Here is a 20878-nt window from a genome sequence, read left to right as displayed (position 1 = left end):
TGGATTGGCATGAAATTCGTCGCATAATAACGTCAGACACATGAAATTGTTTGTACTAAAGTCCTCGCTGGTCTTGGCTACAGCTTGCGCTAGCCTTGGTGCACAGGCCATCACAATGTTTGATGTCGATACCTTCACATCCGGACTGACGGAAGGCTGGTCCGGCGGACCAGATCGCTCGGTGACAGGTGGCGGCCCTGGTGGAGCAAGCGACAATTATTACCATGTCAACTCCTCTGGCAGCAGCGGATCGGGTTCGCGAATGGCGACATACAACCTGAATTCCGAATGGGTTGGTGATTATGAGTCAGCCGGAGTTTCGGGTCTTAAGTTCGATTTCAAGAATTTCGGCACGACTACAATGAACCTTCGAGCAGTACTATTTGATGCTTCAGGCAATATCTGGACAAGCACCAATTCGTTCGATGTGGCTGGGGGATCCAACTGGCAGAGTGTGTTCCTGGCTATGAATAGCGGCACGATGACATTGGTTGCCGGGTCGAGCGATTGGTCAACTTCTTATCAGAATGTGGATCGGATCATGATTCGACACGCGGTGAACTTGGATGCGAACGGTACAAGAGTTGTTGCGTCCGTTGGGTTCGACAACATCCAAGCGGTTCCAGAACCAGGCACGATGACTGCCATAGTCGCCGGCTTGGCGGCACTAGCTCGCCGACGAAAGCGATAATTCAAATTTCGTGAGCAATGCCCCTTCTGCCATTGGCAGAAGGGGCTTTTTGTAGGTCTATGTACCTATGTTTTAGACATAACTCAATTTCTGATGTATAGATACTGTTGAGGAACATCTATGACATTTAAGGGTGGAATCGAGGCGCTAATTCTTGCCTCACTCAGAGAACAGCCTGGACATGGCTATGCGATCAGCAAGCGCATCAAGTCTGGCAGCCAAGAGTCGCTCAAGTTCAGCGAAGGACAACTCTATCCGGCTTTGCACCGATTGGAAGAATCAGGCTTGATCACCGCAGAATGGGAACTGCAGGAGGGCAAGCCAGCTCGAAAAACCTACTCGATCACTGAAAGTGGTTTGGCGGAACTTCAGAAGCAGCTGAACCAATGGCAGAACTTTGCTGAGAACGTATCCCGAGTTTTGAATGGGACGAAGGAGGTCGCTCGTGCCTAAGTTCACTCATTGGTATCTCGTCGAATTGGATGGGTTATTGCGCGGGATTGTGTCCGCCGAAAGGTTGCACGAACTTCTTTCAGAAATCGAATGCCATTTGCAAGATGCGGTACAGGAACGCACGGCAAAAGGGATGTCGATCGAAGAGGCGGAATTGGCCGCGCTCGAAGCCATCGGAAGTGCAGAAAAGATTGCGGCTGAAGAATTGGCTCGGAATACGAGTGGCCGTAAACTCAAGTTTGGTAAGCAGTTGGTTTACGGTGGGGCCGCGGTGATGGCAGGCTCGATGCTTTTCGCAGCGTTGTTGACCGACGCACAATTCCATCCGCTGTTCGGATTTGGATTGTTCTGGGGAGGCTTGGCCTTGTTGATCGGTTCCGGGTTATTGAAACAGGTCAATTGGCGAATCTTCGGAGGGCTGATGGTTGTCGCGTCCGTTTCACTGGCGTTCCACCAGGGAACCCGGCACGTCTATGTCGGCGATACCGAGTGGGATTTGGACAAGGCGCAAACGGCGATTCGAGTTCATGCTTCGATGAGCGAACTCGCCGGAGCCAACCTACGAACACTTGAATCTGCAAAGGCGAACTTTGACAACCGATCGCTATCGACAGCGGAGTTCATGACCGTTCCTACTGGACTCGGCCCGGTAAGTTCGTTGAGCGCAGAAGATTTGGCAGCGGCAAAGCTCAGCTCGGCACCAAAGATCGAGCTGATCACTCAGAAGCTACCGGAGAAACTGATTGAGAAGGATCTGAATTCTATCGTCAACCGGCTGCGACCGCAACTTTTGGATGCAGCGAGCACTCATCGATCGGAGGGCGTAAGGCTTCAAGCTCTGCTAGACACACCGAGCATGGTGCGCGTGCTCCAAAGGGTCATTCCAATGGCGATTGTCGGCAGTGGGCTCATTGCGATCGTCGGAGTGCTGTGTGAGATGGTGGCCCGAGCGCTTCGACCTCGCCGACGACATTGGCTCAAGGCGAAGCTGGCTTAAAGTTCGCGGCGATACTCTAGAGCGCTGTGGAGGGTGGCGGAATCGGCGTAGTCGAGTTCGCCACCCACTGGCATTCCGAATGCTAGCCGGGTGACCTTCACATCAAGCGGCTTGATCAGCTTGGCGATATAAAGAGCGGTGGCATCCCCTTCGATTGTCGGATTGGTTGCGATGATCACTTCGCTGATCTCGCCGCCGCACCGAGCGAGCAACTCCCTTATCTTGATTTGCTCCGGTCCGATCCCGTCCATCGGAGACATCAAGCCGTGAAGAACATGGAAGCGTCCGTGGTATTCGTTGATGCGCTCAACTGCCGCCACATCACGCGGTTCGGCGACGACGCAAATCTGTGCAGAATCGCGACGAGGATCGCTACAAATCGGACAGTTCTGCCCTTCCGAGATGTTCTGGCAGATCTCACAGAGTTTGAGCGCTTGCTTGGCGTGTACGAGTGCCTGGCTAAGCCGTAGCACATCCTCTTCAGGTTGGCGGACCAAATGAAACGCCAGCCGTTGGGCCATTTTTGGTCCTATTCCAGGGAGCTTTTCTAACTGGGCGATCAGTTCGCCAAGGGGCCGAGCAAACGCCAACGCTTAGAATCCCAGTTGATCGAGCCCAGGGATGTTGGGCATGATTTCCTGTGTTCGCTTTGTTCGGAGATCATTAGCTCGCTCGTATGCCAATCGCAAGGCGGCCACAAGCGCAGACTCCAACCCGTCGACATCACTTGGGTCGATCAGATTTGGATCGATTTTGAGCGACTGAGGTTCGCCTCGACCATCAAACACGACCACGATTCCGTTTTGCTCCACTTTGACAGTTTCACTAGCGAGTTCTTGATCAAGATTCTTGGCCTTGCTCATCGCTTCTTGAGCCTGCGCAAGCGCACCAGCAAAACCTTGACCACCAAATCCTTTAGGCAATTTCATCGTTCAAAAATCCTTAAATACTTCCTCAACAAGACTTGCGAGCCGAGGACCTTCTGCTGGCAATTCTACCGCCGAGACGGGATCGTCAACAGCCCTCACACGATCATTTTTTTTTAGTTCAAATTGAAGCAGCTCGGGAAGTGCGCCACGCCGTGCGTTCCATTCCGTTTGGATCGCGCCGACCAGCTTTGGCGCGCCGACAACCCGATCGCGTTCCATTTCGAGGTTGAATTCAATGGTCACCGATTCAGAATTGACGGCCCCAACAGAGGTCTTTTGCAACCGAGCAGCGGCAGTTTTGGAACTAGCACTGAGCGCGTTGACCACTTCGCCCCAGATGGATTGAGCTTGATCGGTGAGCGGATCGCCCGTCGGGGTGGCTGGCTCATAGCGAGGCGTTGCCGGCTCACTGACCGCATCTGGCTTGGGCTCTGCGGGCTGAGCCACGGCGTGCTCGATAACCTGAGCCGGCGCAACAGTTGCTGGAACCGAAGGTGTGGCGGCGATTTGGCGAGGCTGATTGTTCGGAGCGAACATGCCGAGCAGCACGGATTCTAGCCAAAGCCTGGGCAGGCTGACATCCTTGATGTCTGAAATCGCGTAAGCGACTTTCTCGCGGAAGGTGATCAAATTATCTGCTCCGATTTGGGTCGCTGTGGATTTCATCGCCGACTCTTGAGTCGACTCCCCAGTGCCACCGATCTGGATACCGTAGTTCGAGCGAGTGAGTTCGGCAAGCCGCGAGAGCATCCCTTGCAGAATGGAAAGCGGATCACGGCTAGTGCGAAAAATCGAGTCAGTTGTCTCGAGAATCTTCGCCGGTTCGTGATGGAACGTTGCAATCAGAAGGTTGTCGATCACTTCATCTGGGATCAATCCCAATTGGTCGATCACGTGCTGGACGCTAAGTTTGCCATCGACGGTGATCAGGGTTTGCTCGAGGAGCGAGAGCGCATCTCGAAAACCGCCATCGGCCATCTTCGCAATTAGGGCGACAGCGTTAGCATCGTATTCGAACCCCTCTGCCTGAAGGACATGCTCAATTCGGGCAATTAAGTCGTTCAAGCTCGCGCGATTGAATTGATACTTCTGGCATCGAGACTGAATCGTCGGCGGGACCTTGTGCAATTCGGTAGTCGCCAGGATAAAAACGATGTGCGCTGGCGGCTCTTCGACCGTTTTGAGGAGCGCATCAAACGCCTTCGCGCTGAGATCGTGAACTTCGTCGATGATGAAGACCTTGAGCTTCGCGACGGCTGGGCGATATTCGACAACATCGACAATTCGTTGTCGAACATCATCGACGCCCGCTTCGCTGGCGGCGTCCATCTCGATGACATCGAGGCAATGCCCTTCCGTGATCGAAACGCAGATTTCACACTCGTTGCAAGGTTCGCCGTTTGTAGACTTCTCGCAGTTGAGCGCCTTGGCAAGCAATCTAGCAGTGGAGGTCTTGCCCGTTCCTCGGGGGCCGGTGAATAGATAAGAATGACTGAAATTCCCTTGCTTAATCGAGTTTTGCAAGGTTCGAACCACGTGTTCTTGACCCACCAAATCGCCGAATGTCTGCGATCGATATTTGCGGTAGAGGGCCACGTGGCTCATGGATTCAAAGATCAAAAAAAGAGTGGGCGCCGGGAATAACGTATCGCACAGAGAATCGACTTACCGTTGCTACCTTCCGGTCCTGGCGGGGTTCACCAACCTGCTGCCGCACGGTTCCCGGCAGGCTGCTGATATTGTAGCACCCTGCCAGGTCGACGCCCAACTGTTACTGCGAATTTCTTAGAGATTCGGTCTTGTTTGGATTGCCTTGAGGAGTCGTTGGTTGACTTCGAAGCCCAGGTACTTGGATGATGTTTTGATCCTTTCTCAGGCGGTCGCTCTCGACAAAGTTTTGGGTTTGAATGATTGGAGTTCGATCTCGCCATTCTCCGGTGCGATTGATCTGAGCCTTAGTCAAATTGAGCGAGGTGTAGACCACGCGTTGACCGGGCCGGATGTCCGTCCGCAAGAAGTTCTTGTCGGTCATCCCTTCCCCGCTGTATCCAAATTTGTCTTGGATGTGCGGTGGAGCGCTCCGTGGGTTGTAGTAGAACTCGATCGTGTAATTGTCCTTCGTGAACGGGTACATCGTCGGGTCCTTACTCATGTCCACTTCTCGTCGGAACATCTGGTTGCGAACAAACAACGCATCCTGCATGTACGTCAGGTCGCGCGGTGGATCCAGCGAGATGGCATCGACCGCATCCCATTGCATCCCAGCGGGAATCCCGTTTGGATAATCCTTGTCTTTCAGCACCACTCGAACGCGGGTACCAATCGGTCGGACGTTCCATGTTCCACGGATCAGAAGTCGCTTGGGAGCGATCACCTGAACTTGAACGCTGAATCCGGTGTCGAACGGAGGATCGGTGTCGTATGGAATCGGCGGTTTGGTGCCCTTTGCGCGCCCAAATACGCCCCGCTGAGCCATTCGCACAATCGTGTTGTCGAGGTTTCCTTCAACTGTATCGCGCTGCTGGCGAAGGCCAAAAGTGAGTTCCTTTGTCTTCTCGATTTCTTGGACAGCCGCATCGTACTGGGCATAGTAGTGCGCCAAAGCCTTATCAGGCTGACCGTTGCGTTGGTACGCCATACCGAGCACGTTGCCGCGGGCAGGCGGGATGTCTGGCACAGCCTTCGCCTTTTCCAGCCATTCCACAGCCTTCGGATAGAGGTCATCCACCTTGTGGTACCAAGTCCAGCCGGTTTCGAAGAACAGTTCGTAGGTTTCCGGATTGTTCCGGGCGCCTTCTGCCCCGAGGGCCAGCGCAGATGGAATGTACCGACGATCAGAACGGGATTCTTCGTCGGTGAAGTTGTAGGCGATGTGCCAAATTCCGGTCGCGTAGACGTCGCGCTGCTTCGGGTCGAGGATGGTCACCAACCGAATGATCGGAAGGATCGCATCGTAGTTCCCCGAATCAAAGAACGAGTCGGCGCGCACCCAAAGCAGACCGGCAACCATCTCGCGGAATCCCGCGAGGGTGGCCAGGAGTTGGTCCGGCGACAGTCCGCCACTCACGCCGATCGTTTTCGAGGCGTAATTGGTCTTCCATCGCGGGAACAAAAAGCCCTGATTCAGCGCACCCTGAGCGAGCAGAAGTCCGCCGAGTGAGGCCCACAACAATGGTCGATTGAGCTTCATGGTCGTGAATTACACCTCGCGATGATCGAACACCAGTGCCGCCGTGACGAGCAACACCACGATGTAAATCAATGCGTAAGCAATCGAAGTCATCATGTAGGCGCGTTCATCAGCAATCACCTGCCCCGGGTTGATGATCGGGTTTTGAATGTTGAAGGTCGAGAAGTTTGGCAGGACGAAGTGGATGATCTTTGCCAAAACCTTTGTGCCTTGATTCACCCCATCCGATTCGACCATGGTCTGGAAGAATGGGCTGAACAGGGTCCCGAGCATATACATTCCGGAAGTCAGGAAGATGTTGACCAGCGGAGTCACAAACGTGCTAAACAAGATCGCCACCGCCGCCAATAGGCTCATTTGGAAGAAGTACATGAACGGTGCCTTCACGAGTTCGGCGATCTTCGCCGGATTTCGTTCTTGCTGCGCGATAATGAACGTGATGATGAGCACGATCGACATCAGGCCAATCATCAGCCCCAGTGCGGCTACCGCGCCTAGGTACTTGCCCACGAGGAACTGCCATCGTTGCACCGGCTTACACAAGATCGTGTAAATCGTACGGCGTTCAATCTCATTCGGGATCATGTAGACCGTCAGTACGATCGCAATGAGCGCAGAAGTGAGCTGGATCACACCAAGGGTCAAACCGATCAGAACGGTGCGCTCTTGGCGTGGTGTCAAGATGTTTAGACCTGGGGCCACCACCAAGAACACGAGACCGATGAGCAGAATCACCAAAAGGACTCGTCGCCTTACAGCTTCACCGACAGTGGTGGATGCGATTGAAAAAATGGCTCTCATGAGTTTGCTCCCACGTTTCGAACGGTTTCTACAAAGAGGTCTTCCAGTCGCTTTCGGCGAGGGATGACGCTCACCATTTTGCCCTTGCTGGAGAGGATCGAATCGATCACTGCATTCGGACTCTGGTTGTCTGGCATGTCGACGAGCAACGTGCCGTGCGAGAACTGTACACTGACATCCTCCCCGGTAATTTTGCTTGCCAATTCCTGATTCACGTCGGTGGCTTGAATTTCAATTCGGCCGCCTTTGAGCAACTCATCCAGACGACCTTGTGCCTTGATTTTGCCCTTGACAATGATCGCCACTCGGTCGCAGATTCGCTCAACGTCGCTCAGCTCGTGACTCGAAATGAAAACGGTTTTGCCTTCATTCCTAAAGTTCAAAATGAGGTCGCGGATTTCGATGTGCGCGATCGGGTCGAGACCGGCGGTCGGCTCATCGAGGAACAGCAACTTTGGATCGTTCAGCAGGCTCTGAGCCAGACCGATTCGCTGCTGCATTCCTTTCGAATACTGTGAAATCGTCTTGTGCCCAGCCTCAGCGAGGTTGACCTTTTCGAGAAGCATGTTGAACTTAGCCTCGTCCTTGATGCCAAACAGCGAGCCGTAGAATCGCAGGATTTCGATCCCGGTCATGTGCTCGTAGTAGTACGGCTTCTCGGGGAGGTAGCTGATGTTATAGTGCGTTCGGGTGTCGGTAGGTTCCGAACCGAGCACTTCAGCTTCTCCTGCGGTCTGGTCGATGATTCCCAAAAGGATCTTAATCGTCGTTGTCTTCCCGGCGCCGTTCGGGCCGAGGAAGCCGAAGATTTCACCTTCTTCGACGTGCAAGTCAATGCCATCTACAACGTTGACTGCGCCGTTTTTCGTTTTGTAAGTTTTAGTTAGCTGAGTGGTTTTAATGGCAACTCCCAATTCTTGGAGCACCTCCCGTAAAATTGCTGGCATCCCAAATAGAAAGCCGATGTAGAAACTCGGGCAGTATACCAATCCTCCCCGCGACGATTGATGGTAACAACGATCCGAACTGAATCACTCCCCAAAGTTGACAATTTTCCTGCAATTTTTGTCAGGCATTCCCCCAGAAATGAAATTTCCGTGTAGTATGGGGAAAACGCCAAACGAGATCCTTGCGATACTGACTCAAAAAGTTGGTTGTGGGAGACAAGGACAAATTGGCACAACACTCGCGGGGAGGTACTTTACTCTCCTTTCAACCTCTCCGCATTTTTTCACCATCGCGAAAAAGTTCTCGTTCGTCGGTGTAGAATGAAGCTAAGCGCATGGGAGACTTTACGCCTGTCCTGATTTTGGTCGCGGTTGCCGCAACGATTTGCGCCGCGATGGTGACTTTGAGCTGGGTTCTTGGCCCGAAGAAAGTCACCCCTTTTAAGGCGTCGCCGTATGAGTGCGGCGTGGCTCCTATCGGTTCCGCCCGAGAACGATTCCCGATCAAGTTCTATTTGGTCGCGATGTTGTTCATCCTGTTCGACATTGAAGTCGTTTTCATCTGGAGTTGGTTGACCGTTTTTGTGAATCCAGGCATGGGCTCGCCTCAAGCTGATCTTAGTTTCCAGATTTTTAGCTTCTGGGCGGTGATGGTTTACATGGCGCTCTGGGTGATCGGCGATTGGTACGTTCTGAAGGTTGATGCGATCAACTGGGACGAAGAAGCATCGCTCGACTCTGCGAAGATGGGCACGCTCGTCGATCGCGACGAAGTGGTTGAGGTTTTTGAACCGGCGATAAAGTCGAATCCTGTTTCGGTCGGAGGCGGCAACTAAGATGTCTGCAACGAAGACCGCTGAAGCGATCAAGACCAAATTTGGCCCTAAGGTGCTCAAAGTCAAGGAGTACCGAGGCGACACTTTTGTTTGCGTCGAGCGAGAGTCGATCCGCGATGTCCTGAAATTTTTGAAGGAAGACCCAGCACTCGGCTACAGCTATTTCTGTGAGTGCGTAGGCGTGGACTACTCTACTTGGACTCACGAGCGCGACCTGACTGAGCGCTTCGAAGTCGTTTATAACCTGTTGTCGCTCAACGATTTCTCGCGGATTTTCATCAAGATCGGCGTGGACGATGGCCAGAAAGTGCCAACGGCGAAAACCGTTTTTCTTGGTGCGGAGTATCCAGAGCGCGAAATCCAAGATTTGTTTGGTGTGATGTTCGAAGGAAACGAGCCGATTCCAGGCGAACGGTTCCTGCTTCCTGACGATTGGGTTGGCTTCCCGCTGCGCAAAGAGTTTCCTCTTGGCGGCGAAGATGTGGAATTCGATCAGAACACCCGCGGCCCAGCCGTGGAAGATATGATGCGCCCTCACGCCGGTGAGAGCTTTGAAGGCCGAACAGGTTCCACAGACGTCAGCGGTCGCTGACAAAATATTCTGGAACAGACGTTCGCGCTACTCCGTCCAAGAGTTAGAGAACGGCAGGTCAACGTGACGTACCGCCTTCACTGGGCTGAGAGTTCCATTATTTTTCAAAAAAGTGGTGGAAAACTTGGCTCGGGCCTTGCAGTTCGGGGCAAGATATCGTAAGATATCCCCACCTATGAGTTCGTGTTAACGAATGATTAGGACTCTTCCGTGAAAGCTGAATATTGCGGACGCCGAATGGAGTGGTGATCTTGGTCATTCATTCAATCAAGCAGTCATAGTCGGATATCACATTCGCTTGACTTTGATCTCCTTTCTCGTCGAGTTCGCAGTGACGGTAGAAATGGAAAAAAAGACAAGTCGGGAGAACCCCGATTTGAAGGAATCATAAAATGAAAATGCGAAAAGCGTTTACCCTTATTGAACTCTTGGTCGTTATCGCGATCATCGCAATTCTGGCTGCCATCCTCTTCCCTGTGTTCGCTCAGGCTCGAGAATCCGCTAAGAATGCACAGCTCCTCGCTCAGATGAAGCAGGGCGCAACTGGCCAAATCATGTACGCCGGCGACAACGACGACGTCATGAGCCCAGCATTGAGCTCGACTTCAACTGCTGACCTTGCTTGGCAAGACTTGACCCAGCCATACATCAAGAACTGGGACATCCTGCTCAACATCAAGCGACCTCGACCATCTTCGGGCGGCGACCAAACTTGGAAGCGATTGCAGTACATCGGTATGCCAGGTCGCGCTGCGGCTAACCAAAACGCAACCATCCGAACTCAGGGTTACTTCCAAACTACATTTGCTGGCCGACCACCAATCCGATACGATGGTATCGCTGGTATGAACTCGGACGCCATCTACACCGGTTGGGCTTACCCAGCTCCTTCGATGTCGCTCAGCTCGATTGAGAATCCTTCTCAAACCTGCTTGGCTGTTGAATCCGGTAACTTCGATTGCTGGTTCATGTTCGTTGACAGCCCACTTTCCACCGTTGTTCGATGGATCCCAGGCGCAACTTACAATCCGAACCCAGGCGAAGCCTACTCGGCTCCTGTCACAGCTACCACCCGAGCTAACCTTGGCCGAACCGGTATCATCCCGGCGACTGCCACAACCTTCTCGGTGCCAGACGGTAAGTCGACCTTCGTTGGAACTGACTCGTCTGCAAAGGCTCAAGACACTCGATCGTACTTCTATCTTGGAAAGACCTCGACCGTCTTGACGGGTATCAACACGCCACCAGCGTTCAACCCATCAAACCAATTCTAAAATATGAAAACAGCTAAGTTCATCGTTCTTGGAATCATTGCCGTTGCCTTCTTGGCCGCTTGCGATAACACTCCTAAGCAGGATGCTGCTAACGCAGGTGCCGGTCAGACAACCGAGCACGGAGTCGATAAGGGTAACACCGGTTCAGACTCAAAGCAAATGACTTTGGACTAAAGTCCGTTACATATCAAGAAAGTTGCGGGAGGCTCAAATGAGCCTCCCGTTTTTTGTGTAAACTCCTATCGTTCATGTCAACGCAATCTTTCATGCCGTCAACCGAGAACGTGTTTGAGCGCACCGGTGAAAACACCATGATCGTCAACATGGGGCCACAGCACCCATCGACGCATGGCGTTCTCCGCGTGATTTGCGAACTTGACGGCGAAACCATCGTGCAATGCCGCTGCGTGATCGGCTACTTGCACACTGGCATGGAAAAAGAAGCCGAGTACCAGCAGTATTCCAAATGCGTGGTGATGACCGACCGCATGGACTACCTGAATGCTAACGGCAACAATTTGGCTCACGCATTGGCGGTCGAAAAACTGCTCGGCATCGAGATTCCAAAGCGCGGACAGTATCTGCGGGTGATTCTTGCAGAATTGAGCCGAATCGCCAGCCACTGCGTTTGGTTCGGCACACACGCTCTGGACCTCGGAGCAATGACTCCGTTCTTCTACATCATGCAACAGCGTGAGTACATCCTCGACATGTTTGAGATGTTCTCTGGCGTGCGTATGATGCCGAGCTGGATCGTCCCGGGCGGACTGCGCGGAGACATGCCCGAAGGGTTCGAGGCGAAGCTCAACAAGTTCCTCGCTGACTTCCCCAAGGAGCTCGGCGTCGTGGAAGACCTTCTGGTCGAAAATCCGATTTGGATGGAGCGCACACAAGGTGTAGGCGTGCTCACTGCGCAGCAGGCACTAGAACTCGGCTGCAGCGGCCCAATAGCAAGGGCGAGTGGCGTGGCGTGGGACCTCAGAAAGAGCAACCCGTACTGCAGCTACGAAGATTTTGATTTCAATATCCCAGTCGGGGAGCATGGCGACGTTTACGACCGGTTCTTGGTGCGCATCGCCGAGATGAAAGAGAGTTGCAAAATTCTCCGCCAAGCGCTCGACAATCTGCCGGAAGGTCCTTGGAACACGAGCGACCGCAAGGTGGTTCCGCCACCGCGAGAGGAACTGGACACCAGCATGGAGTCCTTGATCCACCACTTCAAGCTTTGGACGGAAGGCTTCCACCCTCCAGTAGGTGAGGCCTACGCCGGAATCGAAGGAAGCAAGGGCGAACTCGGGTTCTACATGGTCTCCGACGGGACAAATCGGCCGTATCGTTGGCACGAAAGACCCTCCAGCTTCATGAATTTGAAGTCGCTGGAGGTGCTTGCGGTCGGAAGGTTGATTTCAGACGTAATTGCGATCATTGGCTCGATCGACATCGTGCTTGGCGAAATCGATCGATAATCGCGAGTGAATAGAGATTACTTCTTGCCTGCGGCTCGAGCTTTCTTCTTCATTCGGCGTTGTCCGTAATTCAATTTGCCACCCCGGACAAGTGCGGCCTTCTTTACCTTTGGCATAACGGGCGAAAGGTACCCGAATCTGGCCTCAGAAGTCGAGTCCCACGCGCAAGCAAATGGGGCTAGACGGGTATTCTTATCGTTCACCATGAGTGAGTTTGTGCAACTAGGCAGTGTGAACGAGCGCCCGAGGCCGCCGCGTGCGGACGAACTCCAGCTCCAATTTAGCGATCTTGCGATTGCTGAGCTGAACCAACTTCTCACTCACTATCCAGACAAGAAGAGTGCGATTTTGCCTGGGCTCTGGATTGCCCAACGCGAATACAACGGTTATCTCTCCGGTGAGGCCATCGCTGAAGTCGCCTATCGACTCGAGCGAAGCTATGCGGAGGTAGAAGGCGTAGCGACGTTTTATTCGATGTATAACACCAAGCACGCCGTTGGTCAACACATGATCGAGGTTTGCACTTGTCTCAGCTGCCAGGTCTGTGGTGTTTATCCCTTAGCCCAGTACATCAAGAAGAAACTCGGCATCAATTTTGGTGAGACCACCGAAGATGGCATGTTCACCCTACACGAAGTGGAATGCCTTAATGCTTGTGATCGCGCACCAGTTCTCCAGGTCGGCGATCAATACCACGGTCCAGTTGACGAAGCCTACGTGGATCGATTGATCGAACAACTCCGCACTTCGGACGTAAACACAGTCACTCAAATGGCTGATTGCATCGTCAAGGTCCAGACAGGGCCTCTAACCGAGCCAACTTCCCCAACGACCAATCCGACGCCGACCGCCGCAAAGCGGGGCCGACTGAAAGTAGACGCAACTGGTTAATTCAAAGATTTCTGAAGCATAAAATCATGGCTGAATACAAACTGCTTTTCGAACACGCACACGACCCAGAATTTAAGACCCTGAAGGGTTATCTGGCAAAGGGTGGCTATTCTGCGCTAAAAAAGGCGATTGGTATACCTGCCCAGTCGATCATCGATGAAGTGAAGGCCAGCGGATTGCGAGGTCGTGGCGGCGCCGGATTCCCTACTTGGATCAAGTGGAACGGATTGCCAAAGGACAAATCGCACGGCAAAAAGCACTATATCGTTTGCAACGCTGACGAGGGCGAACCAGGAACCTTCAAAGACAAGCAATTGATGGAAGCCACACCGTTCTTGCTGGTCGAGGGAATGACCCTAGCGGCGATGGCAACTGGTGGCGATGTCGGATTCATTTACATTCGAGGCGAGTTCTTGGACGCTGCAAAGGCCCTTCGCGCGGCTATTGACGAAGCCTACGCTAATGGATATCTCGGCCAAAACATTTTGGGATCAGGCAAGAATTTCGATCTTTATATCCACCTCGGTGCGGGATCATACGAATGCGGCGAAGAAAGCGCGCTAATGTCCAGCATCATGGGTGAGCGCGGAATGCCGCGGCTCAAGTTCCCACACGTGCCGCTCCCAACGATATCTGGACTTTGGGATAGCCCAACCCTGATCAACAACGTCGAAACGTACTGCTGTGCCCCATTCATCGTCAATAAGGGCGGCGCATGGTACGCAACGCTTGGTGCTTCCACCAAGAATAGTCGTGGCACCAAAATTTTCAGCGTGAGTGGTCATGTCAATAAGCCCGGAAACTACGAAATCGAGTTCGGAACAACTTTGGCCGAACTGCTCGAAATGAGCGGTGGAATGAAAGGCGGATCTTTGAAGGCATGTGTGCCTGGCGGATCCAGCGTACCTATCATGAATGCCGATCAGGTCAACAAGGCAGTGATTGGTTATGAAGAGATGTGGGATGCGGGTTCAATGGTGGGCTCTGGCGGTTGCATGTTCCTCAATGACAAAACGTGCATCGTGCAGTTCATCTGGCGAACGGCACTGTTTTATGCCAACGAGAGTTGTGGCAAGTGCACCCCTTGCCGAGAAGGCACCAAATGGATGCTCCAAATTCTCGAAAGAATCGTTGAAGGCAACGGCCAAGAAGGCGACGTTGAATTGCTGATGGACATCACCAAGCAGATTGATGGTCGCAGTTTCTGCGGCCTGGGAGATGCGGCGGCGTGGCCTGTGGCGGGAGCCATCAAGGTATTTCCAGAAGAATTTGACTTTTATGTCAAGAATGGAAAGTCGTTGGTGAACTCAAATCTTAAGCTTCTGCCGGTTTAATCAAAAAAAGTTCTGATTTCCCCGTACGTTTGCAGATTTTATTGTTAAAATGTCGTATGGCATTTTTCCATGTAAATCCTAAATCTAATAGGAGGTTTGGCTTCACGCTGATCGAGCTTTTGGTCGTGATTGCTATCATTGCGATCTTGGCTGCAATTCTCTTCCCAGTGTTTGCCCGTGCTCGAGAACAGGCACGACGGGTTGCTGAACTTTCTCAAATGAAGCAATTGGGCATCGCCAACATCGCCTACCAGGCCGATAACGATGACCTCTTCCCTCTCGCTTTTGTGCGATCTACGTTCACCAACGACGAAGTTTTCTATCGCAACACGGCGGGCAACTACTCGGTGTTGTCTTGGCACGACACTGTACGGCCGTACATCAAGACTCGAGATCTGTTCTTCTGCTACGCGTTCACTCCGTACAACAACCCAAGCCCAGCCCGAAAGCACTTGTACATCAACTACGGTATTCCGCCACGCGGACAGATTTTTGGTGTTCAGAACTTCTCGGATAGCTATTACTGGAGCCGAGCAGTGAAGTGGAACGGCTTGTTGGGTGCATTCCCTGACAACGGTTACACTCCAGTGTTTGCACAGAGTGGAGCACCTTCGGCTTCTAGTAGCGATGTTGGAAACCCATCCAAGACTGCGATGATCACCGAAGCAACCGGACCAGAATGGTGGGGCGTTTACCTCGGCGCATCTGGCGGTGCGACGGTTATCAACAACACCTTCAACTATTATTTGGCCTCCTACGATGACGTTCGTAACGTCACACTCGGTCCAATTGGTCGACACGACATGCGATGCCGACGCAGCCCAAGCCCATACATCAACTATGCGCGATTGAGCTGCCCAGGTAAGGGTGTTGTGCCAATCGACTCGGGTTACTTGCACTGCGTTATGGCTGACGGCCACGCGAAGTACCTCGACTTCATGACCGTGATGGGCCCTGCTGATGTCAACGGCTCGCTCTGGTCGCAGTACGTGCGGGCAGGTGCCGAATAATGAAGAAGGTTCTTTTTGGTTTGGTTCTTCTCGCGGGAATGTTAATGGCGGGATGCCAAGGCGGCGAAAGTTCGTCTGAGTACTCCTCCAAGGATACAAAACCAGCACCTCTTGCTGAGGGTCAAGAAGATCCAAAGCCTGTTATCGGTGGTCTGCCAGCTGAAGGTAGCACTGAAGCGCCATCCGGCGTTGAATCGAAGTCAGGCAACTAAACTCACTTGTTCGATTGATAACACCTCGAAGCTCTGCTTCGGGGTGTTATTTTTTTGTTGGCAACTAACTCCTGCAAATCAACGTTGAACCTCAACGTGAAGCGAGCGTGGATCAATTTGGCCGAGGCAGCGCGCGGGCTACGAGAACAGTGGCAGCGTGCCACGCTCACCGCCACCGGAATCATGGTTGCCGTTGTTGCGATCACCTTGCTAATCGGAGTCGGACGCGGAGTGCAGACGGACATCGCAGGGCAGATCAAGTCCCTCGGAGTCAACGTCGTGATCGTCCTCCCAGCACGAGTTGATCCGAGTGCATTCAGCTTCAATCCAAATCTTGGAGGCCAGAGCTATCTCACCAAAGAGAATGCGGCTTCACTGAAGTCCATATCAGGCGTCATCGACACCTCGCTTTTGACCTTTGTCGGTGGCGGAGTTAGATACGGCAAGAAAGAGTCGTATCCGGTGGTGATTGCCGCACAGCAATCCTGGTTTTCGATGCATGAAGTCAAGCTGCGCGAAGGCAGATTGTATGCGACAACGGATGGAAATCAACCCATTTGCGTGATCGGCAGCATCGCCGCCGATGAGCTATTCCCGGATAAGAAGGCGATCGGCAAATCAGTGCTCGTCAACGGTCAGTCGTACGAGATTATCGGCGTGACAGAAGACAAGAGCGCGGAAAATAGCCTCTTCAGCATGGCGAGCTTTCAAAATGTGCTCTACATTCCGTGGGAGAGCTTTAAGCAGAAGAACTCGAATGCTCAGGTAGATCGAATCATGGTGCAGACCGCCCCTGAGGCCGATCCGAAACAACTCGTTCCGGCGATTGAATCCACGCTTGGCAAGCAGCTCGACTATCAGCAATACAGCGTTCTGACCCAAGAGCAACTGCTCGGGCTTATCTATCGCATGATGAAAATCCTGACCTATTTGGTTTCGGGGTTGACAGGTATCGCGCTCTTCGTGGGGGGAGTCGGCATCATGACGGTGATGCTGATGAGCGTCAATGAACGCTCGAAAGAGATCGGAGTGCGGAAGACTACCGGTGCCACCCGAAAGGACCTCTTCTTCCAATTCCTGTTTGAAGCGATCTTGCTTGCGCTGGCTGGAGGCGCGGTTGGACTGGCGATTTCTTACACGGTGTCGGCGATCCTGACCCAATACACGGTGATCAAGCCTGAAATCAGTCTCGGTCTGGTCGCCTTCAGCATTGGAGTCTCGACGCTAATCGGTACCGTGTTTGGATTGATCCCTGCCAGCCATGCGGCTAGAAAGGACCCGGTCGATGCACTCCGCTCTGAGTGAGTCTACGGGATAAGCGCGGAAGGAACGCCGTGGACCGAACATGAGGGTTCGTCGTTCACTGCTCCGATTGTATAGGTTCCACTGCTCGGGCAAAGGGGCATTGCGCCTTTGACAAATTCCGGTGCGATATCTCCTTCGGTAGGCGTCGAGGTTTCTGGCATTTTGTACTCTAATGCCCAATTGGTCTTAGCCGATTCAATCGTCTGAAGGTTCTTCAGGCACGATTTCGTTCGCGAGGTTTCTCGAGCTTTGATCCACTGTGGAGTAGCGACCGCGAGCAAGATTCCGATAATGAGAACGACAATCATTATCTCAACTAATGTAAAAGCTCGGCGATTTCGCATGGTCAGTACCTAGTACATTCCATATTTTCGGAATCAAGTAACTATATCGTTATCACAACTTTAGGTGATTTGTGCCGATTTTGGTTCAAAATAAGGGTATGAGCACCGCAAACGAGATCGCTCCCCCACAGGTTCGCTGGAATCTGAACGCCCTTTTCTCTTCGATGGATGACCCAAAGATCGATCAGACTTGGGCAGAAGTACAAAAGCGAGCTGATGATTTTGATGCCAAATATCGCGGAAAGCTGGCCAGCCTCGATTCAAACGGACTGCTGGCGGCGATTGCTGAACTCGAAGACCTTTACATGCAAATGGCCAAGCCAGGTTCGTTTGCGAGCCTAATGTTTGCGGTTGAAGCAGACAATCCGGAAATCACCGCGTTCATGCAAGCTCAGAGCGAGAAGGAATCGGAAGTTCAAGTCAAGTTGATCTTCTGTAACTTGGAACTCCAGGCGATTCCTAAGGACAAGTTTGACGCCCTGTTGGCAGATCCAATTCTCGCCAAGTACCACCACTTCCTGCAGCGAGTCCGAGAGGCCACACCGTTTATGCTCACAGAAAAGGAAGAGGTGATCCTGGAAGAAACCGCGAACACCGGAATCCGCGCCTGGGTACGACTCCACGACGAGGTTCTCGCAAACAAGCAGTTCGAATTCGTCAACCCGAAAACTGGCGAGACAGAATTGATGAGCGAGAGTTCGATTCTCGCCAAACTCCGAGACGCCAACCGCGATGTCCGAAGTGCTGCGGCGGATGGATTCTCAAAGGGACTACAGGAGCTGAATCACGTTCTAACTTACATCTACAACAATGTTCTGCTGGACAAGCGCGTCGAAGACAAGTTGCGCACAAGGCCATACGCCGAGCACAGCCGCCATATGGCAAACGAGTTGGACAAAGAGACGGTCGACCTCGTCATGCGGCTCTGCAAGAAGAATGAGGAGCTTGTCGCTCGGTATTACCGAGTCAAGCGCCAGATCCTTGGACTGCCAGAACTGACCCACATCGATCGGTATGCGCCGTTGTTCGAGAGCGAAGAACAGATCGATTGGGATTCTGCTCGAAAGATGGTGCTGGATGCGTTCAATGCGTTTAGCCCAGAGATTGGTGCGAGGGCATCTGAATTCTTCGACAAGGGATGGATCGATGCTGAACCACGGCAAGGCAAGACTGGAGGCGCATTCTGCAGCTACATCACCCCAGATCTGCACCCCGTAATCATGCTCAGCTATCTAAACAAGATGGACAATGTCATGACGTTGGCGCACGAACTAGGACACGGCGTTCATGCATCGCTCAGCCGAGCACAGTCGTACTTCAACTTCCACGGTTCGTTGCCGCTGGCGGAACTCGCGTCAATTTTTGGAGAGCAACTCGTCTTTGAACGGTTGGTTTCCGAGGCGCAAACAAACGATCAACTCGCGCTCTATGCAGAGAAGATTGAAGGCATTTTCGCCTCAGTGTTCCGGCAGGCAGCAATGTTCCGATTCGAACAAAAGTGCCACGAAATGCGCCGCACCGAGGGCGAACTCAGCGGCGAGGAATTCGGCGAGCTGTGGCAAGAAGAGCTGCAAGGAATGTTTGGCGACAGCGTGAAAATGGAGCCACAACACAAAGATTGGTGGAGCTACATCGGCCACTTCATCTTCGCACCGTTTTATGTCTACGCGTACTCTTTTGGTGAGCTTCTGACGATGTCGCTTTACCAAATGGCGGCCAAAGAAGGACCAAGCTTCCAAGACAAGTACATTCAGATGCTGACTCTCGGAGGCTCAAAGTCGCCTAAGGAGCTAATGGAAATCGTCGGCGTTGACCTTCGACAAGAAGAGTTCTGGAACGGCGGCTTTGCGGTAATCGAATCGCTGATCACGCGGTTTGAAGAGCTCTGGGCGCAAAAGTCTAACTAAGGATCTACGTTGAGGCGAGGAGTTCGCGGGCATTGGCGATAGCCATCTCTCCGATCTCTTCGCCGGCGAGCATCCGTGCGAGTTCGCGCACGCGCTCCTCGCCTTCCAGCTTTCGAATCTCGGTGAACGTGCGCTCTTCACGCTCGTTCTTTTCGATCTTAAAATGCACGTCCGCACGGCCTGCCAATTGCGGTAGGTGGCTGATCGCCACGACTTGGTAATGCTTGCTGAGTTCGCTGAGCTTGCGGGCAACAACTGCAGCCGCAAATCCGCTTAAGCCGGTGTCGATCTCGTCGAAGATCAAGGTCGGCACGCCAGCCTTCCCCGCCAGCGCGACTTTTAGCGCGAGCATGACGCGGCTCATTTCCCCGCCGCTGGCGATCTTGTCCAAGGCTCTGATCGGCTCACCCGTGTTCGCTGAGAACATGAATTGGATACTATCGGCGCCCAGCCGACTCGGAGCCGAAGGCAAAACGGCAACCTCGAACTTGGCTTTTGCCATGGCGAGTTCCTGAATCTCGCTCTGGACAAGCGCGCTAAAATTCGCCGCGGACTGCGTACGAAGCTCGGTGAGATTCGAGCACGCTTCATTGAGTGCTTGCTCCCGAACCTTTAGCTGGGAAAGTAGTTCAACCTCGCTCGATTCGGCATCGGAAAGCAGCGAGAGTTCTTGCTCGGCCTCGGCTAAGAAATCTAGGGCCGACTGCTCGTCATCGCCATATTTCCGCAGGATTCGCTTGACCTTGTCCAGCCTTTCCGCGATTTCCTCGACGTCCTGAGATTCGCTGCCAAGTTCTTCGGCGTGATTCCGAAGTTCGAGAAGCGCTTCTTTGAGCTGTGTCTCCGCAGATTCCAAAATCGATACGATCTCAGCGAGGTCTTCATCGTACTTTTGAACCGAATGAAGTCCTGTGATTGCCTCCGCTAGCCGACCAGAAGCGCTGATTTCTTCGTCGTCCAGCGCAGAAATCGCTGAGTAAGTCGCTTCCGAAATCGCGGCGGCATGCTTGGATTTGACTAGTTGCGCCTGAAGCTCTTCAAGTTCACCCACTCTCAAGCCGGCTTCGCTCAGCTCGCTGACCTGGTGCGAAAGGAGATCAATCCGATGCTCGCGGTCTCGGCCAGCTTTTCGCAAAGTGTTCAGCTTCTCTTGCGTTTCGTGCCACTCGTCGTAGGCCGCGCCAACAGCATCCAGCAATGGTCGCAGCGGTGCCCCGATCCAGAGATCGAGATATTCCAAGTGCCGAACCGGATCAAGCAACGCTTGATGATCGTGCTGACCGTGCAAGTCGACGAGCACACTCCCAAGCTGCTTGACGCTACTTACGGGATGGGCTTTACCGTTGATGCGACTCACGTTTCGCCCTTCGGAACTGATCTCCCGGACGATGAAGATGGTGTCTTCTTCGGGAGAAACACCAAGTTCGTCGCACAATGCCCTGGCGGCAGGATTGTTGGTGATGGTGGCGACTAGGTGAACAGGTCCTTTTTGTGCGCCTGCCCGCAACAGATCAGCATCGGCCCGGCCACCAAGAGCGAGTGCGATGGCATCGACAAGCAGTGACTTACCGGCTCCTGTCTCGCCGGTAAGAACAGTGAAACCCGGACCAAGGCCGATTTGGGCCTTTTCGATCACCGCGATGTTCTCAACGCTCAGTTCCAGGATCATAGGTATCTTAAAAGTGTACGACTATAGAGA

21 protein-coding genes, 1 other RNA gene and 1 pseudogene are annotated in these 20878 nt (G+C 53.0%); 14 read left to right on the top strand and 9 right to left on the bottom strand.

All coding sequences use genetic code 11. The annotated features are described in order from the left end of the window. Positions 1–40: 40 nt before the first annotated feature. From J0L72_09075 to J0L72_09065, 3 genes are all read left to right on the top strand, one after another. Positions 41–691 (top strand): PEP-CTERM sorting domain-containing protein, encoded by a 651-nt coding sequence (locus J0L72_09075; protein ID MBN8690924.1) that lies wholly within the window; start codon positions 41–43, stop codon positions 689–691. Positions 692–811: 120 nt separating this feature from the next. After that, positions 812–1144 carry a helix-turn-helix transcriptional regulator gene (locus tag J0L72_09070; protein ID MBN8690923.1) on the top strand — a complete coding sequence of 111 codons (333 nt, stop codon included), beginning with the start codon at positions 812–814 and terminating at the stop codon, positions 1142–1144. Beyond that, the gene (locus tag J0L72_09065; protein MBN8690922.1) at positions 1137–2141 is read left to right on the top strand and encodes a hypothetical protein; all 1005 of its coding nucleotides are present in this window, start codon (positions 1137–1139) and stop codon (positions 2139–2141) included. The genes J0L72_09070 and J0L72_09065 overlap by 8 nt, the downstream gene beginning before the upstream one ends. Here J0L72_09065 and recR read toward each other — a convergent pair. From recR to J0L72_09030, 7 genes are all read right to left on the bottom strand, one after another. Further along, positions 2138–2731, bottom strand: coding sequence for a recombination protein RecR (recR, locus tag J0L72_09060; GenBank protein ID MBN8690921.1), 594 nt, complete (start codon positions 2729–2731; stop codon positions 2138–2140). The two genes, J0L72_09065 and recR, sit on opposite strands and share 4 nt — an antisense overlap. Before the next feature lie 3 nt (positions 2732–2734). Next, entirely contained in the window at positions 2735–3070 is a 336-nt protein-coding gene (locus J0L72_09055) for a YbaB/EbfC family nucleoid-associated protein (GenBank protein ID MBN8690920.1), read from the bottom strand. Positions 3071–3073: 3 nt separating this feature from the next. Further along, positions 3074–4675 carry a DNA polymerase III subunit gamma/tau gene (gene dnaX / locus J0L72_09050; protein ID MBN8690919.1) on the bottom strand — a complete coding sequence of 534 codons (1602 nt, stop codon included), beginning with the start codon at positions 4673–4675 and terminating at the stop codon, positions 3074–3076. Between the two features lie 24 nt (positions 4676–4699). After that, positions 4700–4798, bottom strand: an RNA gene (ffs, locus tag J0L72_09045) — signal recognition particle sRNA small type. 43 nt (positions 4799–4841) lie between these two features. Continuing rightward, positions 4842–6260 carry a hypothetical protein gene (locus J0L72_09040; protein MBN8690918.1) on the bottom strand — a complete coding sequence of 473 codons (1419 nt, stop codon included), beginning with the start codon at positions 6258–6260 and terminating at the stop codon, positions 4842–4844. A gap of 9 nt (positions 6261–6269) precedes the next feature. Then, positions 6270–7061: an ABC transporter permease gene (locus J0L72_09035; protein MBN8690917.1), complete on the bottom strand. Its 792-nt coding sequence runs from the start codon at positions 7059–7061 to the stop codon at positions 6270–6272. Then, positions 7058–8008, bottom strand: a complete 951-nt coding sequence (locus J0L72_09030) for an ABC transporter ATP-binding protein (GenBank protein MBN8690916.1) — start codon at positions 8006–8008, stop codon at positions 7058–7060. The genes J0L72_09035 and J0L72_09030 overlap by 4 nt, the downstream gene beginning before the upstream one ends. A gap of 335 nt (positions 8009–8343) precedes the next feature. Here J0L72_09030 and ndhC point away from each other — a divergent pair, with 335 nt between their 5' ends. The 10 genes and pseudogenes from ndhC (at position 8344) to J0L72_08980 (ending at position 16928) form a co-directional block, all read left to right on the top strand. Beyond that, positions 8344–8844, top strand: coding sequence for an NADH-quinone oxidoreductase subunit A (gene ndhC, locus J0L72_09025; protein ID MBN8690915.1), 501 nt, complete (start codon positions 8344–8346; stop codon positions 8842–8844). 1 nt (position 8845) lies between these two features. Continuing rightward, complete coding sequence (locus J0L72_09020) at positions 8846–9436, top strand: NADH-quinone oxidoreductase subunit C (protein MBN8690914.1); 591 nt, start codon at positions 8846–8848, stop codon at positions 9434–9436. 392 nt (positions 9437–9828) lie between these two features. Then, positions 9829–9972: pseudogene (locus J0L72_09015) on the top strand (prepilin-type N-terminal cleavage/methylation domain-containing protein). Positions 9973–10713: 741 nt separating this feature from the next. Then, positions 10714–10884, top strand: coding sequence for a hypothetical protein (locus J0L72_09010; protein MBN8690913.1), 171 nt, complete (start codon positions 10714–10716; stop codon positions 10882–10884). A gap of 92 nt (positions 10885–10976) precedes the next feature. After that, positions 10977–12176, top strand: a complete 1200-nt coding sequence (nuoD, locus tag J0L72_09005; GenBank protein ID MBN8690912.1) for an NADH dehydrogenase (quinone) subunit D — start codon at positions 10977–10979, stop codon at positions 12174–12176. A 204-nt stretch (positions 12177–12380) separates the two neighbouring features. After that, a complete protein-coding gene (locus J0L72_09000; GenBank protein ID MBN8690911.1) occupies positions 12381–13067 on the top strand; it encodes an NAD(P)H-dependent oxidoreductase subunit E in 687 nt (228 codons plus the stop codon). Positions 13068–13093: 26 nt separating this feature from the next. Further along, positions 13094–14401 carry an NADH-quinone oxidoreductase subunit NuoF gene (nuoF, locus tag J0L72_08995; protein ID MBN8690910.1) on the top strand — a complete coding sequence of 436 codons (1308 nt, stop codon included), beginning with the start codon at positions 13094–13096 and terminating at the stop codon, positions 14399–14401. 56 nt (positions 14402–14457) lie between these two features. Next, positions 14458–15411, top strand: a complete 954-nt coding sequence (locus tag J0L72_08990) for a prepilin-type N-terminal cleavage/methylation domain-containing protein (protein ID MBN8690909.1) — start codon at positions 14458–14460, stop codon at positions 15409–15411. Then, positions 15411–15623: a hypothetical protein gene (locus J0L72_08985; GenBank protein ID MBN8690908.1), complete on the top strand. Its 213-nt coding sequence runs from the start codon at positions 15411–15413 to the stop codon at positions 15621–15623. The genes J0L72_08990 and J0L72_08985 overlap by 1 nt, the downstream gene beginning before the upstream one ends. 96 nt (positions 15624–15719) lie before the next feature. Continuing rightward, positions 15720–16928, top strand: coding sequence for an ABC transporter permease (locus tag J0L72_08980; GenBank protein MBN8690907.1), 1209 nt, complete (start codon positions 15720–15722; stop codon positions 16926–16928). A 2-nt stretch (positions 16929–16930) separates the two neighbouring features. Here J0L72_08980 and J0L72_08975 read toward each other — a convergent pair whose 3' ends face one another. Further along, positions 16931–17236 carry a hypothetical protein gene (locus tag J0L72_08975; GenBank protein ID MBN8690906.1) on the bottom strand — a complete coding sequence of 102 codons (306 nt, stop codon included), beginning with the start codon at positions 17234–17236 and terminating at the stop codon, positions 16931–16933. 134 nt (positions 17237–17370) lie between these two features. Here J0L72_08975 and J0L72_08970 point away from each other — a divergent pair, with 134 nt between their 5' ends. After that, a complete protein-coding gene (locus J0L72_08970) occupies positions 17371–19179 on the top strand; it encodes a M3 family oligoendopeptidase (protein MBN8690905.1) in 1809 nt (602 codons plus the stop codon). Between the two features lie 4 nt (positions 19180–19183). Here J0L72_08970 and recN read toward each other — a convergent pair whose 3' ends face one another. Then, positions 19184–20848: a DNA repair protein RecN gene (gene recN, locus J0L72_08965; protein MBN8690904.1), complete on the bottom strand. Its 1665-nt coding sequence runs from the start codon at positions 20846–20848 to the stop codon at positions 19184–19186. Between the last annotated feature and the right edge of the window lie 30 nt (positions 20849–20878).

This window comes from Armatimonadota bacterium, assembly GCA_017303935.1.
Classification (GTDB): domain Bacteria; phylum Armatimonadota; class Fimbriimonadia; order Fimbriimonadales; family Fimbriimonadaceae; genus JAFLBD01.
The sequence above is the reverse complement of the archived record's forward strand: the minus strand, read 5'-3'. Positions and strand labels throughout refer to the sequence as shown.

Bases quoted from the DNA above. Each gene is read 5' to 3' on its own strand.
- J0L72_09040 (MBN8690918.1), bottom strand. From the start codon at position 6,260: ATGAAGCTCAATCGACCATTGTTGTGGGCCTCACTCGGCGGACTTCTG.
- J0L72_09030 (MBN8690916.1), bottom strand. From the start codon at position 8,008: ATGCCAGCAATTTTACGGGAGGTGCTCCAAGAATTGGGAGTTGCCATT.
- J0L72_09010 (MBN8690913.1), top strand. From the start codon at position 10,714: ATGAAAACAGCTAAGTTCATCGTTCTTGGAATCATTGCCGTTGCCTTC.
- J0L72_09020 (MBN8690914.1), top strand. From the start codon at position 8,846: ATGTCTGCAACGAAGACCGCTGAAGCGATCAAGACCAAATTTGGCCCT.
- recN (MBN8690904.1), bottom strand. From the start codon at position 20,848: ATGATCCTGGAACTGAGCGTTGAGAACATCGCGGTGATCGAAAAGGCC.
- ndhC (MBN8690915.1), top strand. From the start codon at position 8,344: ATGGGAGACTTTACGCCTGTCCTGATTTTGGTCGCGGTTGCCGCAACG.
- J0L72_09070 (MBN8690923.1), top strand. From the start codon at position 812: ATGACATTTAAGGGTGGAATCGAGGCGCTAATTCTTGCCTCACTCAGA.
- nuoF (MBN8690910.1), top strand. From the start codon at position 13,094: ATGGCTGAATACAAACTGCTTTTCGAACACGCACACGACCCAGAATTT.
- J0L72_08990 (MBN8690909.1), top strand. From the start codon at position 14,458: ATGGCATTTTTCCATGTAAATCCTAAATCTAATAGGAGGTTTGGCTTC.
- J0L72_08970 (MBN8690905.1), top strand. From the start codon at position 17,371: ATGAGCACCGCAAACGAGATCGCTCCCCCACAGGTTCGCTGGAATCTG.
- dnaX (MBN8690919.1), bottom strand. From the start codon at position 4,675: ATGAGCCACGTGGCCCTCTACCGCAAATATCGATCGCAGACATTCGGC.
- J0L72_09035 (MBN8690917.1), bottom strand. From the start codon at position 7,061: ATGAGAGCCATTTTTTCAATCGCATCCACCACTGTCGGTGAAGCTGTA.
- J0L72_08975 (MBN8690906.1), bottom strand. From the start codon at position 17,236: ATGATTGTCGTTCTCATTATCGGAATCTTGCTCGCGGTCGCTACTCCA.
- J0L72_09000 (MBN8690911.1), top strand. From the start codon at position 12,381: ATGAGTGAGTTTGTGCAACTAGGCAGTGTGAACGAGCGCCCGAGGCCG.
- nuoD (MBN8690912.1), top strand. From the start codon at position 10,977: ATGCCGTCAACCGAGAACGTGTTTGAGCGCACCGGTGAAAACACCATG.
- J0L72_09075 (MBN8690924.1), top strand. From the start codon at position 41: ATGAAATTGTTTGTACTAAAGTCCTCGCTGGTCTTGGCTACAGCTTGC.
- J0L72_08985 (MBN8690908.1), top strand. From the start codon at position 15,411: ATGAAGAAGGTTCTTTTTGGTTTGGTTCTTCTCGCGGGAATGTTAATG.
- J0L72_09055 (MBN8690920.1), bottom strand. From the start codon at position 3,070: ATGAAATTGCCTAAAGGATTTGGTGGTCAAGGTTTTGCTGGTGCGCTT.